General features: G+C 61.0%; 15 protein-coding genes and 5 pseudogenes. 11 read left to right on the forward strand and 9 right to left on the reverse strand.

The annotated features are described in order from the left end of the window. Positions 1 to 50: 50 nt before the first annotated feature. From ehuC to ehuA, 3 genes are read left to right on the forward strand one after another with little or no spacing between them, the layout of a single operon-like run. Positions 51 to 716: an ectoine/hydroxyectoine ABC transporter permease subunit EhuC gene (ehuC, locus tag AB4048_RS18620; protein ID WP_442203477.1), complete on the forward strand. Its 666-nt coding sequence runs from the start codon at positions 51 to 53 to the stop codon at positions 714 to 716. 13 nt (positions 717 to 729) lie between these two features. After that, positions 730 to 1,422 carry an ectoine/hydroxyectoine ABC transporter permease subunit EhuD gene (ehuD, locus tag AB4048_RS18625; protein ID WP_442203478.1) on the forward strand — a complete coding sequence of 231 codons (693 nt, stop codon included), beginning with the start codon at positions 730 to 732 and terminating at the stop codon, positions 1,420 to 1,422. Continuing rightward, the gene (gene ehuA, locus AB4048_RS18630; RefSeq protein WP_442203479.1) at positions 1,419 to 2,198 is read left to right on the forward strand and encodes an ectoine/hydroxyectoine ABC transporter ATP-binding protein EhuA; all 780 of its coding nucleotides are present in this window, start codon (positions 1,419 to 1,421) and stop codon (positions 2,196 to 2,198) included. The genes ehuD and ehuA overlap by 4 nt, the downstream gene beginning before the upstream one ends. A 19-nt stretch (positions 2,199 to 2,217) precedes the next feature. Here ehuA and AB4048_RS18635 read toward each other — a convergent pair. Together AB4048_RS18635 and AB4048_RS18640 are read right to left on the reverse strand one after the other, a co-directional pair. Further along, positions 2,218 to 2,355, reverse strand: a pseudogene (locus AB4048_RS18635) (IS5/IS1182 family transposase); the annotation flags it as partial. Continuing rightward, entirely contained in the window at positions 2,339 to 2,497 is a 159-nt protein-coding gene (locus AB4048_RS18640; RefSeq protein ID WP_442203542.1) for a hypothetical protein, read from the reverse strand. The gene AB4048_RS18640 and the pseudogene AB4048_RS18635, both read right to left, overlap by 17 nt. 359 nt (positions 2,498 to 2,856) lie before the next feature. Here AB4048_RS18640 and AB4048_RS18645 point away from each other — a divergent pair, with 359 nt between their 5' ends. From AB4048_RS18645 to AB4048_RS18655, 3 genes and pseudogenes are all read left to right on the forward strand, one after another. Continuing rightward, a complete protein-coding gene (locus AB4048_RS18645) occupies positions 2,857 to 3,147 on the forward strand; it encodes a type II toxin-antitoxin system Phd/YefM family antitoxin (RefSeq protein ID WP_442203480.1) in 291 nt (96 codons plus the stop codon). Continuing rightward, positions 3,144 to 3,521 carry a type II toxin-antitoxin system VapC family toxin gene (locus tag AB4048_RS18650; protein ID WP_442203481.1) on the forward strand — a complete coding sequence of 126 codons (378 nt, stop codon included), beginning with the start codon at positions 3,144 to 3,146 and terminating at the stop codon, positions 3,519 to 3,521. The genes AB4048_RS18645 and AB4048_RS18650 overlap by 4 nt, the downstream gene beginning before the upstream one ends. Before the next feature lie 153 nt (positions 3,522 to 3,674). Continuing rightward, positions 3,675 to 4,819, forward strand: a pseudogene (locus AB4048_RS18655) (site-specific integrase). Between the two features lie 117 nt (positions 4,820 to 4,936). Here the strand turns inward: AB4048_RS18655 and AB4048_RS18660 are convergent. Next, positions 4,937 to 5,176 (reverse strand): annotated as a pseudogene (locus tag AB4048_RS18660) (helix-turn-helix domain-containing protein); the annotation flags it as partial. A gap of 246 nt (positions 5,177 to 5,422) precedes the next feature. On the opposite strand from AB4048_RS18660, the pseudogene AB4048_RS18665 reads away from it, so the two are divergent. Further along, a pseudogene (locus AB4048_RS18665) lies at positions 5,423 to 5,698 on the forward strand (acyl-homoserine-lactone synthase); the annotation flags it as partial. A gap of 281 nt (positions 5,699 to 5,979) precedes the next feature. Further along, positions 5,980 to 6,095 (forward strand): annotated as a pseudogene (locus AB4048_RS18670) (aspartate 1-decarboxylase); the annotation flags it as partial. Between the two features lie 85 nt (positions 6,096 to 6,180). Here the strand turns inward: AB4048_RS18670 and AB4048_RS18675 are convergent. Continuing rightward, a complete protein-coding gene (locus tag AB4048_RS18675; RefSeq protein ID WP_442203482.1) occupies positions 6,181 to 7,638 on the reverse strand; it encodes a cryptochrome/photolyase family protein in 1,458 nt (485 codons plus the stop codon). Positions 7,639 to 7,655: 17 nt separating this feature from the next. Next, a complete protein-coding gene (locus AB4048_RS18680) occupies positions 7,656 to 8,156 on the reverse strand; it encodes a TspO/MBR family protein (protein WP_442203483.1) in 501 nt (166 codons plus the stop codon). Between the two features lie 577 nt (positions 8,157 to 8,733). Between AB4048_RS18680 and AB4048_RS18685 the strand changes: the two genes are divergently transcribed. Next, positions 8,734 to 9,513 carry a transporter substrate-binding domain-containing protein gene (locus AB4048_RS18685; protein ID WP_442203484.1) on the forward strand — a complete coding sequence of 260 codons (780 nt, stop codon included), beginning with the start codon at positions 8,734 to 8,736 and terminating at the stop codon, positions 9,511 to 9,513. 53 nt (positions 9,514 to 9,566) lie between these two features. Here the strand turns inward: AB4048_RS18685 and AB4048_RS18690 are convergent, their stop codons facing one another. Both AB4048_RS18690 and AB4048_RS18695 read right to left on the reverse strand, forming a co-directional pair. Next, a complete protein-coding gene (locus tag AB4048_RS18690) occupies positions 9,567 to 10,043 on the reverse strand; it encodes an NUDIX domain-containing protein (RefSeq protein WP_442203485.1) in 477 nt (158 codons plus the stop codon). Between the two features lie 100 nt (positions 10,044 to 10,143). Beyond that, positions 10,144 to 10,782 (reverse strand): TetR/AcrR family transcriptional regulator, encoded by a 639-nt coding sequence (locus AB4048_RS18695; RefSeq protein WP_442203486.1) that lies wholly within the window; start codon positions 10,780 to 10,782, stop codon positions 10,144 to 10,146. 245 nt (positions 10,783 to 11,027) lie between these two features. Between AB4048_RS18695 and AB4048_RS18700 the strand changes: the two genes are divergently transcribed. Then, entirely contained in the window at positions 11,028 to 13,124 is a 2,097-nt protein-coding gene (locus tag AB4048_RS18700) for an oxidoreductase (RefSeq protein WP_442203487.1), read from the forward strand. A 233-nt stretch (positions 13,125 to 13,357) separates the two neighbouring features. On the opposite strand, the gene AB4048_RS18705 is transcribed toward AB4048_RS18700, so the two are convergent. Then, a complete protein-coding gene (locus AB4048_RS18705) occupies positions 13,358 to 14,452 on the reverse strand; it encodes a nucleotidyltransferase family protein (RefSeq protein ID WP_442203488.1) in 1,095 nt (364 codons plus the stop codon). A gap of 280 nt (positions 14,453 to 14,732) precedes the next feature. Next, the gene (locus AB4048_RS18710; protein WP_442203489.1) at positions 14,733 to 15,851 is read right to left on the reverse strand and encodes a branched-chain amino acid ABC transporter substrate-binding protein; all 1,119 of its coding nucleotides are present in this window, start codon (positions 15,849 to 15,851) and stop codon (positions 14,733 to 14,735) included. Positions 15,852 to 16,050: 199 nt separating this feature from the next. Between AB4048_RS18710 and AB4048_RS18715 the strand changes: the two genes are divergently transcribed. Next, positions 16,051 to 16,260: a TOBE domain-containing protein gene (locus AB4048_RS18715; RefSeq protein WP_442203490.1), complete on the forward strand. Its 210-nt coding sequence runs from the start codon at positions 16,051 to 16,053 to the stop codon at positions 16,258 to 16,260. The last annotated feature ends 73 nt before the right edge of the window (positions 16,261 to 16,333 follow it).

Below are 16,333 nucleotides of genomic sequence, written 5' to 3' on the forward strand. Positions count from 1 at the left end.
GGTGCTCGATCCCCATCGAGCACCATTCGTAAAAATCGGGAGACTTCCAGATGAGCTGGACAGCCTACCTGCCGATGCTCTGGCAAGGTGCCGTCGTCACGATGACGATCACATTGGCGTCAATCGCCATCGGCGCCGTGCTCGCCTTTGTGTTCGGCATAATGCGCGTTGAGGGCGGGCCGATCTTGTCGGCTGTTGCGCTTTGCTACACGGAGGTCTTCCGAGGCACTTCGCTGTTCGTCCAGCTTTTCTGGTTCTACTATGCATTGCCGCTGGTCGGCTTGAGCTTCGATCCGATCACGACGGGTATTCTGGTGCTGTCAGCGCATGCCGGCGGCTATGGTGCAGAAATCGTGCGCGGCGCGCTCTCGTCGGTCTCCACGCAGCAGCTGGAAGCCGCCCGGGCACTGAATTTCTATCGATTCCAGACGCTGTTTCGCATTTCCTTGCCGCAGGCGGTTGTCGAGATGATGCCGGCATTCGGCAATCTCGCGATCGAGACGTTGAAGCTCTCTTCGCTGGTTTCGCTGATCTCGATCGCAGATCTCACCTTCGCGGCTCAGTCGATCCGCAACATAACGCTCGACAGCGCCAGCATCTATTCGATCACGCTCGTCTGCTACTTCGCCATGTCGCTCGTCTTGATGGTTGCGATCCGCGTGATCGAGCACTTCGTGCGACGCGGCGACGTGTTCCCCCGCGGCGGCCATTCGTGAGGACTTTACCGCGATGATGTACGGTTACGAATGGGACACGACGACGTGGGTTACCTACACCACCTCGATCCTGCCAATCATCCTGATCGGATTGACGGTTACGCTAAAGGCGGCAGCCGCCGGCTTTGCCATTGCGCTGGTGCTTGGCCTGTTGTTCGCGCTGCTGCGCCGCAGCCGCATCAAGGGGATCTCCTGGACAACCGCCTTCATCGTCGAGTTCCTGCGGGATACGCCGCTTCTGGTGCAGCTGTTCTTCCTTTACTACGTCCTGCCCGATTTCGGCATCGTGCTGCCAGCTTTCCTCACTGGCGCACTGGCGCTCGGATTGCAATATGCGGCCTACACGTCGGAGGTCTATCGCGGCGGCATCGAAGCCGTGCATCGTGGCCAATGGGAAGCGGCAACCGCACTCAACCTGACCCGCATGCAAACCTATCGCGACGTCATCCTTCCCCAGGCCATCCCGCGCATCGTGCCGGCCATGGGCAACTATCTCGTGGCGATGATCAAGGAAACGCCGGTGCTCTCCGTGGTCACCGTTCTTGAGATGATGGGGCTTGCCAACATGATCGGCGAGCGCACCTTCGAATATCTCGTGCCGCTGACCCTTGTCGGCGTAATCTTCCTTCTACTCACGCTGATCTGCTCGGCAGGCCTCTACCGCTTGCAGAAAGCTCTTCCAAAAGCAGGAATACCCTTGCGATGACCGACAACAACAACCCGCCCATTATCGAATTTTCCGATGTCACCAAGCGCTTCGGCATCCTGACAGTGCTCGACAGCTTCAATTTCAGCGTTGCCAGGGGTGAGAAGGTCACACTGATAGGACCGTCCGGCTCCGGCAAATCAACGGTCCTGCGTATTCTGATGACACTCGAACCGTTCCAGGAGGGCAAGCTGACGCTTGCAGGGACGTCCTACCACGAACCGGGCGGCAAAGGCCGGTTCCAGGCGTCGGAAAAGCACTTGCGGCAGATCCGCAACCATGTCGGCATGGTCTTCCAGAGTTTCAATCTCTTTCCTCATATGACCGTCCTTCGCAACGTGGTCGAAGCGCCGGTGCGGGTACTCGGAATGGCGCGGGCGGAAGCGGAAGCGCGGGCGATTGAACTGCTGCAGATGGTGGGGCTTGCGGACAAAAAGGACCACTATCCGGTGCAGCTCTCCGGTGGCCAGCAGCAGCGTGTCGCAATTGCCCGTGCACTTGCGATGCGTCCACGGGTTCTCCTGTTTGACGAACCGACCTCGGCGCTTGATCCACAGTTGGTGGGCGAAGTGCTTTCCGTCATCCGCGGACTGGCGCATGAACACGATCTGACCATGCTGCTCGTCACCCATGAGATGCGCTTCGCCCGCGAAGTGTCGGACCGCGTCTGCTTTTTCGATAAGGGTCGCATCTGCGAACAGGGTGCACCGGAGGAGATATTCGGCACACCACAGGAGGTCAGGACGCGAGAGTTTTTGTCATCGGTACTAGGATAGTCGGCAAATCCAGCGTAGCCGCAGCGGCCTCCGGTGTTATCCAAAGGGTTAAACTGCCACGGCGGCGAAGGCCCGTCTCATACTCCGCCCAGTTCGCCACCTTGAACTTCATCTTGCCCATGTGATGACGGCGGGCGGCGTTATGTTTGTGCGGCATCCGGGATCAACCAAGCTATTTTCGATCCCGGCCACATAGTTGAAAAATGTTGAAATTTGATCGCTGCACCAATTCCTGCAAAACGTTGAAATTTGGTCCGTGCACCAATTCCGACCGGCTCGGCATTGGCAACATAGGTCACCCGGTCCCGCCGCTGCCGGCGATCATTCTCGGGCCTGAACACTGGAGCCGCTCGGCTCGGCTGCATTCAGCGACGTTGCCCAACGAACCGGCAGTGCCACCAATCTGCCCCACTTACCTGGGCAAGCAAAGCGTTCAGCGACGTTGCCTAACGAACCGTATCGTTAACCATATGAATTAACGACAGAGATGCCGTATCGGAAGTTTACTTGACTCTACCTTCCGTCGCCGTAGAGGTCCTGGCATTCGCCACATCACTTCCGATAAGTACCGCTTATCGGAGGTTATATGTACAGGCGGCTTGTACGCGGGCGATGGCGGTGTTATGTTCGTCCGAAACAGCAAATATCGGAGGGCGCGATGGCCCAGACCAGTTACAAGATCAGCGAAGCGCGTAAGAATTTCGCCGAGGTACTCGAGCGCGCCAACCAGGGCGAGGAAATCGTCATCATGCGTGGCAACGAGATCTATGCCCGTATCGGTCCGGCTGACGGCGGCAAACGCCCGTTCGGCCTGTTGCGTCAACGCGGCCTGCCAGACGACCTGTTCGACAACACCGACGCCGAACAGGCAGCGATCGACGCTGGCGACTGGAATGACGATACCGGCGTCTGGCAAGGTCAGTCCAGTGACGGCAAGCGCCCGCAATGAAAGTCCTTCTCGACAGCCACGCCGTCTACTGGTGGACAATCGGCAGCGACCGGCTTTCCGGCAAGGCCCGGTCGCTGATAGAGGACAAGGCCAACACCGTCCTGGCTAGCGCTGTTTCCTTCTACGAGCTCGACAACAAGATGCGCTTGAAGAAGCTCGATCTGAAGCCGCAGGAATTGCGCGCCGCCGTTGCCGGCAGCGGCCTGCAGACGCTGGCGATCACCGACCTGCACGCCGAACTGGCGGCAAGTTTTGATTGGGATCACCGCGATCCCTGGGACCGGATTCTCGCCGCCCAGACGCGGCTGGAGCATTGCGCCTTCGTGTCGCTCGACGTCGCCTTCGATGCCGTGCTGCACGAACGGCTGTGGTAGGGGCCGTGATGACTATATGCGCCAATGTCGCGGACGCCGCGGAAGGCTTCGAAAGTCAATCGCATTGGCCTTCCGCGCGGATGGAATCGGTGTGGACTGAAACCGGTGGCCTGGTGCCAGGCGCACTGCCTCGTCTTCGAGAGGGGCGCCGCAATGAGTGACAGGCAATCTGCATCCATCACCAGCCGCGCCGAGGCCCTGGACACCATCGCCGCGGTGCTGCCAATCGACCGCCGCGACAAGCTCGCCGAGCTATTGACCGACCAGGACGTCGAAACACTCAAGCACCTCGTCAATCAAGGCATGGGCGAAAACACGCTACGGGCGCTGACCTCGGATCTCGCCTACCTGGAAGCCTGGTCGCTCGCCGCGACCGGCGGCCCCCTGCCCTGGCCGGCGCCCGAGGCGCTGCTGTTGAAATTTGTCGCCCATCATCTGTGGGACCCGGCACGACGCGAGAGCGATGGCGATCACGGCATGCCGGCCGACGTCGACCACGCCTTGCGGGGCGGCGGCTTCCTGCGGGTGACCGGCCCGCATACGGGCGCAACCGTCCGCCGCCGGCTGGCAAACTGGTCCACTCTGACTAAATGGCGCGGTACGCCCGGTGCCTTTGCCTCCCCTGCCCTCAAATCGGCGATCCGGCTCGCCGTCCGTGCCGTGCCACGGCAACGCCGCCGCAAGAGCGCCAAGGCGGTCACTGGCGATGTGCTCGCCAAGCTGCTGGCAACCTGCGGCGATCACAATCTTCGCGATGTGCGCGATCGGGCGATCCTGATGGTCGCCTTTGCGTCTGGCGGACGTCGCCGCAGCGAGGTCGCCGGGCTACGCAAGGAACAGCTGACAATCGAGGCGCCGGTCAAGGGCGAGGACGGGCCCCCCTCCCTTCGCTCTCCATTCATCTCGGCCGTACCAAGAATTCCGCGGCTAGCGACGACGAGGTGGTCTATCTGACCGGTCGGCCTGTCGACGCCTTGAACGCCTGGTTGGCCGCAGCGAAGATTGTCAGCGGCAGTGTGTTTCGGGCGATCGACCGCTGGGGCAACGTGAGCAGCCGGGCGCTCGATCCGAAGGCGGTCAACGACATCGTCAAGAGCCGGGTGGCGATGGCGGGGCTGGAGCCGGAGGAGTTTTCGGCGCACGGATTGCGATCCGGCTATCTCACAGAAGCGGCCAATCGTGGTATCTCCCTCCCCGAGGCTATGGAGCAATCACGTCATCGCTCGGTGCAGCAAGCTTCCAGCTACTACAACAACGCAACACGTCGCAGCGGTCGGGCAGCTCGACTCCTATCGTGACACCATCGCGTTGCTACCGAGCCTTGCTCAAAGTTCTAAGATTTTTTATGCGGTCAACTCTGCTAACTCGCTGTGTATACTGACAAAACCACGAAAAAAAACGGCTGACAAGTTATTGCCGTTTGGGCTGTCGCGTCGCTGGATAAGTCCGGCCTCCACGAGGGCCGCCAGTTGTCGTCGCAGTGTGGTGCCCGTAATCCCGTGCGCGCGCACCGATAGCTGACCGTTTGAGGGAAACACGACGAGGCCCTGCTCCGCGTCGAGCTCTGTCTCAGGATAAAACGTCAACAGCGCATCGAGAACGGCAAGCGCTCTGTCCTGGAGGCCTACGCGTTCTCGTGCCTCGCAGACGTCTCGAAGCCGAGTGCCATTTCTCTCGGGAATTCTGTGGCTTAGACATTTTAGGCTTATTCTCATTGCATCTGTTTTACTGTGAATCCTACAAGAATGAACGCGCGGCTTTCGCGAGGAAAAGGCCTTTTCCTCAATAAGTCGCGATCGCGGCGGCGCGACTCACTCGCCAGACTGTGTAGGATCCTACAACTATTACTCGATTCTGATTTGTGCTGATTTCCCCGCCGACCAACGACGACGGAGAAATTCATGCAGGTTCTCGCGATCACCAATCCGCGAAATGCTCAAGAGGCTCAGCTTCTCCAGCAACAATATCAGCTACGTGCACGCATCTTGTCCAATCGCCTTGGCTGGGACGTCGACGTAGTGGACGGCCACGAGTCGGACGCCTTCGATGCTCTTGGTCCAACCTACATCCTCGCAATATCCAACAGCGGCGAGGTGACTGGTTGCGCGAGGCTGCTGCCGGCGCTTGGCACGACGATGGTGAAAGACGCGTTTCCCTCGCCTTTTTTTCCAGATGGACTCCGGCCCGCGTTGGACAAGCGTCGACATTGATGATGATTTGCATGTTGCGCCGTTGCGCAATGGCGTCGCCGGCAAGCTTAGAGACACGGCCTTGGAAGGGCTTGTCGGCGACAGGATCGCACGCTACGCCGCCACGGCAACACGACAGTTGTCCAAGGAGCCACTGAATGGCGCTCGCTTGCCCGCGTCTTGTGCATGTCGGAATTGGCCGCGCTCGCCCGCGTGGCGGAACGCGACGAAGGCGACTTCACTGGAACCATCCTTGAAAGGTTATGAATATACGCAAACTCGTCGCCGGAAAACTTCACGGAATCTATGTGACCGAGGCGAACCTTAACTATCGTCACGCTCGACCCCGATCATTGCGAGGCGGCGGGCATCCTTCGCATGGAGTACGCATATTATGGAACCAGCAGACGCTCGGGCCGCTTCTTGATGAGGCCAGCGGCATCGGCAGGCAGGCAGGCCCGCTGCTGGCCTCAGCCCAAGGATTTGAATGCCGCAAGTGCGCGTCGACGAGCGTCGTCGTGGGGGACGATTGGAAGCGGATAGATCGGATCCGCCAGCCGATGGCCGCTGAAAAGGTCGGTCGATTTCGTCTCCGGGCGGCGATGGACCTTTGACGGTGGCAGTTCGGAAAGCTCCGGCAGCCAGCGCCCGATATAAGCACCGTCAGAGTCGAATTTTTCGGCCTGCAGAAAGGGATTGAAGATGCGGAAAAAGGGGGCGGCGTCGGCACCCGAGCCCGCGACCCACTGCCAGCTGACGGCATTGTTGGCGGGGTCGGCATCGACGAGCGTGTCCCAGAACCAGGCCTCGCCCTCGCGCCAATCGATGAGAAGATGCTTGGTAAGGAAGGATGCGGCCACCATCCGCACTCGGTTGTGCATCCACCCGGTCGTCCAAAGCTCGCGCATGCCCGCATCGACAAGCGGATAGCCGGTCAGGCCCGTTTTCCAGGCACGAAGCGCGGGCGGATCGTGCCGCCAGGGCATACGGTCAAACCTGGGCTGGAGGTTACGCTGCCCAAGGTCGGGATTGTGGTAGAGCAGATGATAGGAAAACTCCCGCCAGCCGAGTTCGCTAAGGAACTTCTCGATATTGCGGTCCTGCCTGCCGGCTGGCGTGGCATTGACCGCGGCATGCCAAATCTGGCGGACGGAAATATTGCCGAACCTCAGATAGGGCGAAAGCCTGGAGGTCGCGGAGCTGTCGGGGCGGTCCCGCTCCCCGGCATAGACATGGAGCCCATTTTCCAGGAAGTGCTCCAATGAGGACATTGCGCCGGTTTCGCCTCGCGTCCAAGCCTCGCGGAGCCCACCCGCCCAATCCGGCGACGAGGGTTCGAGCGCCAGATCGGCGAGGTCTACCCCCTCGACTGCCACGTCGTGAAAGCGGATATCGAAGGGCGCCGGCAGCGGATCGGCAGGGGCGCCGAGCGCGTTTGCGGCGCGCAGGAACGGCGAAAAGGCACGAAACGGCTCACCCGACCGGCTTCTAACCTGCCACGGCTCATTAAGCAGGTTGCCATTGAACCGCTTCACATTGACGCCGTCTTGCCCAAGCTTTGCGCTTACGCTGTCATCGATGCGGCGCTCCGGGGCGCCGCAACGATGGTTGAAATAGACGGCCTCCGCTCCGCAAGCGGCCGCAAGCCGCGGGATCGTTTCGGTCGCAGGACCGACCACGATCAAAAGCCGACCGGCACGCGCGCGAAGGGCGTTGTCCAACGCCTCAAGGGAGCCGTGCAGCCACCAACGGGCGGCTCCGCCCAAGGGTCGGATGTCGGCACTCTTATCGTCATGGTTGAAAACGCAGACGAGCGGCCGCCCTGTCGCGACGGCGGCATGAAGGATAGGATTGTCGGCGAGGCGAAGATCGTCACGAAACCAGACGATGAGGGGGCCGGCACCGGTCTCCTGCTTTTTGGTGGGCATGTGCCGTAAACTCCTTGTCAGCCATTCAGACGCCAGATCGCGAAGTTGAGGAGGCTGGCGAAGGCGACCCAAACGGCAAGCGGTACGAGGCAGATCGCCGCGGTCCGATCCAGCCGCCGGAAAGCCTCGATGGTGGTGAGAACGAGCAGCCATTGCGGCACGATATTCAGCAAGCCGGCAATCGGGCTATGCCAACCGAAGAAAAACCAGGACCACAGTGCGTTGAGCGCCAACTGACCAAAAAACAGCGCCAGGGCAATACCGCGCCCGGGAGTTGTTTCAGGAAGCCGCAGGATACGCCAGACGGCATAGGCCATCAATGCGTAGAGCGCCGTCCAGACCGGTCCGAAAATCCAGTCCGGCGGATTGAAAACCGGCTTGGCGAGCCCCGCATACCACGGCGCGAGATTTGGAAATGTCGCCCACTGGCCAAGGAGCAATGCGGCGGCAACAGGTAGAACCGCGACGGCTGCGCTGAACCATGGCGAATGAAGCGATGTCGTTTCTATGTCGGTCATGATGCTCCTAGATGGCCTGCCCAAAACGGGCGATTGACCTTGCCGCGCGCTGCGAGGCCGCTTTGTCGATCCAGCGCGATCTACTTGCAACGGCGTGTGGCGGATCGCTGTCATAAACGCCGCCGGAAGCCAATGGTTTCAGACCGGACAGAACAGAGAGCCCGCACCGCCTTAATCGGGCAATCGTGCTCGGGCGGGTTCTGACCGAGAAACATCGCTCCGAGCCCTGACACGGGTAGCGGTACAGGCGATGAGGACCGACGGCGCTCCAGCACTATCATCTCAATTTCCGCTCTATAATTTGCTTCGTTATCATACACTTATGACAGTACTTATAAGATCGTATAATTTCACTTGCGCGATTTTCGAGTTTGTGGCTCCATGTCTAGAGCAACGAAGCCAATCCGGGACGATCGGGAGGGTTTGAGGAGACAAGCAGCCTGTTGTGAGACGTCAGGACGTCCGTTCGGGTGGCCGACGGAAGCTCACTGCCGCCGACCGGCACCCAAATTTGATCGCCAAGTTTATCAGCCGCATTCACTGAGTTCGAAATGCTCCAGACAAAAAAGGGAACAGCATGAAGAAGACATTGAAGACGCTTGCCATTGCAGCCGCGCTCGGCGTCGCGTTCGCGACGGTCGCAACCGCCGAAACCGTGAGGGTCGGTTTTGCGGCCGAGCCTTATCCGCCGTTCACCTCGCCCGATGCGAACGGCGAATGGGTCGGCTGGGAGGTCGATTTCCAGAAGGCGATCTGTTCGCAGGCCAAGCTCGACTGCGTCATCACGCCGGTCGCCTGGGACGGGATCATCCCTGCCCTCTCCTCGAAGAAGATCGACATGATCATCGGCTCGATGTCGATCACCGAGGAGCGTCTGAAGGCCATCGACTTCTCCGATAAATACTACAACTCTCCAACCGGTATTGTCGGACCGAAGGACCAGAAGTTCGACGCGACGCCGGAAGGCCTCGCAGGCAAGACGATCGGCGTGCAAGTGGCGACGGTTTACCAGGACTACGCCAAGAAGTATTTCGCGGGGAAATCGACGGTCAAGGAATACCAGACCCAGGACGAGGCCAACCAGGATCTCGCCGCCGGCCGGATCGACGCCATCCAGGCCGACGCCATCGCGCTCGACACCTTCCTGAAGAGCGAGGACGGCAAGAATTGCTGCGAGGCCAAGGGCAGCGTCAAGGACGATCCGGCGATCCTCGGCAAGGGCGTGGCCGTCGGCCTGCGCAAGGGCGATACGGCGCTGAATGAAAAGATCAACGCCGCGATCAAGGCGATCCGCGCCGACGGCACCTACGACAAGATTTCGAAGAAGTATTTCGACTTCGACGTCTACGGCAACTGAACGCGACGAGCGACCGGCGGGCGACAACCGGCCGGTCGTTTCCGCCCTCGACGTCATCCCGCCTTCTCAGCAAGTTGCCTCGATAGATCCGAGAGCATCGGACGCTGGCCGTTGAGCAGTTTGACTTCGGCTCGCTCTATCGAGAACCATCCGGCTCGATCGATCTCCGGGAAGGTCTGGAGACGACCCGACTTCGGCGGCCATTCCATCTGGAATTCGGAACTGCGCAGAGTGTCCATACTCAGGATGGGATCTGCATTGACGGACCAGACGACGACGATCTTGCCGCTCGGTTGACGGTATTCGCCGAGCGACAGGAACGTGCCCTCGATTTCAACGCCGAGCTCCTCCCGGGTCTCCCTTATCGCGGCGGCAAGTTCGTTCTCGCCTGGTTCGATAAGCCCTTTCGGAATTGACCACGCGCCATCGTCCTTCCTTGCCCAAAACGGTCCTCCGGGGTGGGCCAGAAGAACTTCGAGTTCTTCCGCCGACCATCGATATATCAGAAGTCCGGCGCTGCGGATTGGCATTGACTGATCCTGATGGCTTGCCGAGGACGAAACGAATTTGGAGGACAGAAGTTTCACAAATAATCGAGCCGCAAAGCAGATGCCGACGCCGGCAGACACCTCATGCGTAGGCGCCGCGACGCAGGCCCTCCAGCCAATTGCGGCAGAGCCGAATACCCTCCTCGGGCTTGAACGAATCCGGGTTCAAGCACCATGCCAGCCAAAGCCCGTCGAGCAGCGCAGTCAATGCAACGGCGGTAAGCCTGATATCGCCGATGGAAAATCCTTCGGCTGCCGCTAGGTCGCCGATCAGGCCCTCGACGGTCGCGACATAGCTCGAGTATTCGCCCTGCTGCGAAGCGCTCATGCGCGGCGAATGAAGGATCAGACCCCAGAACACAACCCAGACGCCGAGCACGCCGCGATCGAAAAGCAAGGGTGAGAACGACGCTTCGATGAAGGCATCCAGGCGCTTCTGCGGGGTCGGCTCCGCCTCCTCGACGGCGCCTAGCAGCCCCTGGAGCAATCCTGACGACATGATATCGAAGGCATAGGCCACAAGCTCGTTGATCTCGCCGAAGTGATGGGTGATCAACCCTTGGGTCACGCCCGCCTCGGCCGCGATCTGGCGGACGGAAACGCCGGCATTGCCATGCTTCACGATGCAGCGAAGCGCCGCTTCGCCGAGTTGGCGCCGGCGGTCTTCAGGCGCCTCCCGTCGGAAACGCGTCCTGCCCTTCGTGACTACGTTCCTTGCCAATACGACGCGCCTTTCTACGTTTAGACATTGCGTGATCTCACCGCCACTTGCCAAGGGCCATCGAGAACGTCGCATTCGAGAACTGTGGATACTGATCTTTATTTGTCATTTAAATAGATGAAAAAACATCGCTTTTAAAGATATTATACGATCTTATAATTTCTGTTGCGAAAACCCTTGCCCGTGCCTATCCTGCAGCCAATGACCTGCCGAAGAGCCGGCGGGCGGGGAACGAGGATTTGAGGATGACGCGGGATTCTCGCTACGACGTACTTTTCGAACCTGTTCGGATCGGCCCGGTAACGGCGCCCAACCGCTTCTATCAGGTCCCGCATGCCAGCGGCATGACGAACGCGTTGCCAAGAGTGCGCGCGGCCTTCCGCGAAACCAAGGCCGAGGGCGGCTGGGGCGTCATTTGCACCGGCGCCTGTTCCATCGACCAGACTTCGGACGACGCCCCCCTCCCCTTCGCGACGATGTGGGACCGCAACGACATTCGTGCGCACGCGCTGACGACCGAAGCCGTTCATCGCCACGGGGCGCTGGCGGGCGTCGAGTTGTGGCACGGCGGAGCGGCGGTGATGAACCGCGCAAGCCGGCTGCCGCCGATATCGCCGTCGGGTATTCCGTGGATGGCGACGCATATCGGCTTCATGGGCAACCTGCGTCCAAGGATGATGGACAAGTCCGACATCAAGGACGTGCTGCGCTGGCAGGCCGAGGGCGCCCGCAAGGCGCGCACGGCCGGCTTCGACATCATCTATGTCTATGCCGGCATGGGCTATCTCGGCTACGAGTTCCTGCTGCCGGAATATAACCACCGCACGGACGAATACGGCGGCTCGCTGGAAAACCGCATCCGCTTCGTCCGCGAGATGCTCGAGGTCACCCGCGATGCGGTGGGCAAGGATTGCGGCGTGGCGCTGCGCGTCAGCGTGGAAGAGCTTCGCGCTCGGCCGGGAACCCATCAGCAGTCCGAAGCCCACGAATTGATTGCCCTGCTCTCCGATCATGCCGATCTTTTCGACGTTAAGATGGATTCGAGCCCGACGGACTGTTCCGCCTCGCGCTTTACCGGCGAAGGCAGCCACGAACCGGTAATCGACTTCGTGAAGACGATGACGGACAAGCCCGTCGTCGGCGTTGGCCGCTTCACTTCCCCCGACACGATGGTTTCGCAGATCCGCCGCAACGTACTCGACTTCATCGGCGGCGCACGGCCCTCGATCGCGGATCCATTCCTGCCAAACAAGATCAAGGAAGGCCGGATTGAGGAAATCCGCGAGTGCATCGGCTGCAACATTTGCATTTCAAGCTGGCACGACGGCGTGCCGGTGCGCTGCACGCAGAACCCGACGGCGGGCGAAGAGTGGCGCCGCGGCTGGCACCCGGAGCGGGTCGCTCCCGCGCGCACCCGTGAGAAGGTCCTGATCGTGGGTGGCGGCCCAGCCGGTCTCGAATGCGCGCTGACCGCTGCCCGTCGCGGCCACGACGTGACGATCGCCGATGCCGGAAGCAGCTGGGGTGGAAGGCTGACTTTCGAAAAGACGCTGCCCGGCCTTGCCGCCTGGAACCGCGTCGTCGACTACCGGCTTGGGCGCCTGCGCGACATGGCGAATGTCTCAATGTATCTCGAGAGCGCGCTTGGTGTCGACGACATCATCGATCTCGCACCGGATCATGTTATCCAGGCGACCGGGGCGCGCTGGACCAACATGCTCTACTCTTCGCTGGAGATTCCCGTCGGAACGTTGGAAGACCCTGAGGTCTATACGCCCGACGACATTGCCGCCGGCAGATTGCCGCAAGGGCCGACGCTGGTTTTCGACTTCGACAACTACTATCACGGCGGCGTGCTGACGGAGCATCTGGCAGCCAAGGGGATCGAGGTGTCCTACGTCACCCCGGCGGGCCAGGCCTCGGCCTGGACGATCATGACGAATGAATTGCCGCTCGTGCATCGGGCACTCTCGCGCCGCCGGATTCCGGTGACCACGCTGCAGACGCTCAAGGACTTCGACGGCGAAACCGCAACGCTTTGCCATCTCTTTACAGACGAGGAAACAAAAGTGCGCTGTCGCTCGGTATTGATCGTCGGCTTGCGCGTGCCCCGCGCGGAGCTGCGCGAAGCCCTGCAGGCAAGACGCGGCGAACTCGACGCGGCCGGCATCAGAAGCATTGCGACGATTGGCGACGCGTTGGCGCCCGGAGCGATAGCCCATGCGGTCTATAGCGGCCACAAGGCGGCGCGCGAACTCGGCGAGCGCGGCGGCAAAATCTACCTGCGCGACACCCCGATCACCGATTGCGAACCGGGCTTCGAGCAGGCGGCGGCTGAATAATTGCGGCGATCGACTATGCTTTTGGGCATGGCATAGACCACCAGCGACCGACATCAAGGCGGCCGGACCGAAAACGGGTCCGGAGCGATGGATGGCGGGACCGAACGAGATCATCGTCAAGATTGGGTCTGACGCCGGCCGAGCGGGCGGCGATCTATTCAGGCAACATGACAAAAACCCTCGGTGTGTAGTCTCTTGTCGGGGTCGGTTTCGGTTGGGGGCGAAGTGACACCCTACTCGCCGAACGGCAGTTCGAGGACTTCGCGGTTCTGTTTCGCGCCTTCGACAAGAACCTCGGCCAGACGTCTGGTGTCCTCCAAGGGCAACATCGCCGCCCCTGCCCTAATGCCTTCCTGCCATGCCGGGCCGCGCTCCCACGCCTCGTTGTAGGCGAACGCCAGATCGGAAGCCCTTCTCGTCTGCTGCAGGGCTTCGAACATCAGCGCGGCCTGCCTGATGTCCTTGTCGCGCTTCACGGCGCTCTGGCCGTCCTTGTGCCGGCGGCTGGCGACGATGAGCTTATGGACGGCATATCGGGACGGATCGGGGACCGTCACCGAGACGCCGGATTTGTGCAGCAGGATCGTTCTGATCGGATCCCGGATCAGGTAGTCGAGAAGGCGCAGCGGATCGGCGCTGGCGCCACCAAGGGCAGGCATCTTCGCGGGCTGGTCGAGGTCGTCGTCCGATCCTCGTTTCGTTGTCAGGAATTCGACCCTGTAGCCGCCGTCTGCCACGAACGCGGAGGAGGCCCCGGCGCCCGGTCGATGAGGCACCGGCCGGAACGTCGGATCGACGCCTTGCAGCAGCTCGACGAAGGGCGGCAGGCTATCTTTGACCTCGGCCGAGATCGCGTAGTCCTGGGCAATGTCCACATCCCCTGTCAGGAGAGCAGCCATCGGCAAGCGGACGCCGAGGATCCCCCCGTATGTCTGGAAGGCCACCGTCCCGATCATAACACCCCGGAGCCGGAACAGGCCTCCGGCTGCCAACGCCTCGACGATGTCGCCGGACATCTTGTCGGGAGCGATGAGGCCGCCTTCGCGGGTGAGGGACGATACCATGCGACGTCGTGCGCGCAGGTCGTCCTTCTCGACCTTGAAGGTTTCGACCCTCTTGGCGATGTCCGCATCATCAGCAGGACCGACGTAGCGACGTGTCCTGCCGCCCTGTCCATCCGGAAGATCGAAATACCAGTAGCGTTTCCTCTTGACGGTGACCGGAGTAAACCGGCCGTCAGAGGGGAAGTCGGCCGTCCATGCCGCGTCGACGGACCGCTGGCCGAGCTCCGCGAGCATCGTCTGAAACATGAGGTCGACGCATTTCATGCGCTTCGCCTGGCGTTATACCTTATTTGCAGAACGGTATAACAGTGAGCGCTGTAGGAAGCAAGAGCAGGGATCGTATGGACCGTCCGCAGATATGTAATCGGACGAGAGCCAGTCGCGTGCGTTGCAAGCGCTTGCGAAAAAATTACGACGAGAGGGCGTGCCGGCTGCGGTTCCAGGCCAGCAGGCGCCTCAGGTCAAGCTGAAATAGTCGTTCCGAAGAGCCCCGAGGGGGAAGAGAAGCAGCCGGCGATGGCCGGCTGCTTCCGTGATCGGCGGATTACTGCGCGATCGGGGCGTATTTGCCGTCGTGCCACTGGTTGATGTCGTAGCTGGCGTTCTTCAGGTCGCCTTTCTCGTCGAAGGTGACCGCGCCGACGACCGTGTTGAACGGCTGGCCGTTCTTCAAGGCTTCGGCGACCTTCGCCGGATCGTCAGATCCTGCTCGCTGAATACCCTCGGCAAAAGCCTGGATGACGGCATAGGAGAAGAGCGTGAAGCCTTCTGGAGAGAAGCCGCCCTTCGAGATCTTGTCGACGGCTTCCTTGGCCTCCGGCTTGGCGCGCGGATCGGACGGGAAGACGAACATCGTGCCTTCGCCGGCAGGGCCGGCAATCTGCCAGAACTCCGGCGAGGCGATGGAGTCAGGCATGATCAGCTGGAACTTGTAGCCCAATTCGGCCGCCTGGCGCAGGATAAGGCCCGCTTCAGGATGGTAGCCGCCGAAATAGACGACGTCGGCCTTCGCGTCCTTCAGCTTCGCGACCAATACAGAGTAGTCCTTCTCGCCGGCGTTGATCGATTCGCGCAGGACTTCCTTGAGGCCGGCTGCATTCATCGTCTCGCGAACGGCATTGGCGACGCCCTGGCCGTAGGCGGTCTTGTCATCGAGGACGGCGACGTTCTTGCCGGCGTATTTCTTCGCGATCCACGGGCCGATAAAGGCGCCCTGCGCGTCGTCGCGGGTGTAGAGGCGCATGATCGTCGGCCAGCCCTTCTTAGCCGCGTCGTCGGTCAGCACCGGATTGGACGAGGCGGGGCTCATCATCAGCGCTCCGCTTTCGGCATAGACCGCGGACGCCGGGATGCTCGATCCCGAGCATGCATGGCCGTCGATGAAGGTCACGCCGTTCGCCACGACGCGGTTTGCGACCGATACGGCCTGCTTCGGATCGCACTGGTCGTCTTCGATCTGCAGCTTGATCTGGCGCCCCCCGACGCCACCCTTGGCGTTGATCGCATCGGCTGCCGCCTGAGCGCCCTGCTTGAACTGGTCGCCGATGGTCGCGAGCGGCCCGGTCATCGGTCCGATGACGCCGAAGGTGATGTCCGCCGCGGAGGCGACATTTGCCCCCATGAGCAGGCCGATCGCCGTCGCCAGGATCCATTTTTTCGTCATTGCATTCCTCCCTATTGTGGATATGCAACCTCGCGCGAGATTGCCGAAGTGAAACGGTGCGAACGTTCTCTACCAGTTATTCCTAAAGGACTGCAATTTTAAAGTGTTAGAGTGCGGGCCTCGGGCTTTTTTCCTTTTCTTTCGGCAGGCGCGCGCCTGTGCTACTGCTCGCAAACTGAATTTAAGGGAGCGATCGGCTATGAAGATCAGTGCACGCAATCGGCTGAAAGGCACCGTCACAGAGGTGACGCTCGGCGCCACCACGGCGCATGTGAAGATCAATGTCGGTGGGTCGATCCTAACGGCCTCGATCACCAACGAGGCGGCAAAGGAGCTCGGACTTGCGGCAGGCAAGGAGGCCTATGCGGTCATCAAGGCTTCCGACGTGATGGTCGCCGTCGACGACTGACTATCCGAATTGCTTCAGTTCGGCTGACGGCCCCCAGCGAGAGGGCCGTGCGGATCGGCATCCCTGCCCAAGG

Origin of the sequence: Rhizobium sp. RAF56 (genome assembly GCF_052113965.1) — a bacterium.
Classification (GTDB): domain Bacteria; phylum Pseudomonadota; class Alphaproteobacteria; order Rhizobiales; family Rhizobiaceae; genus Rhizobium.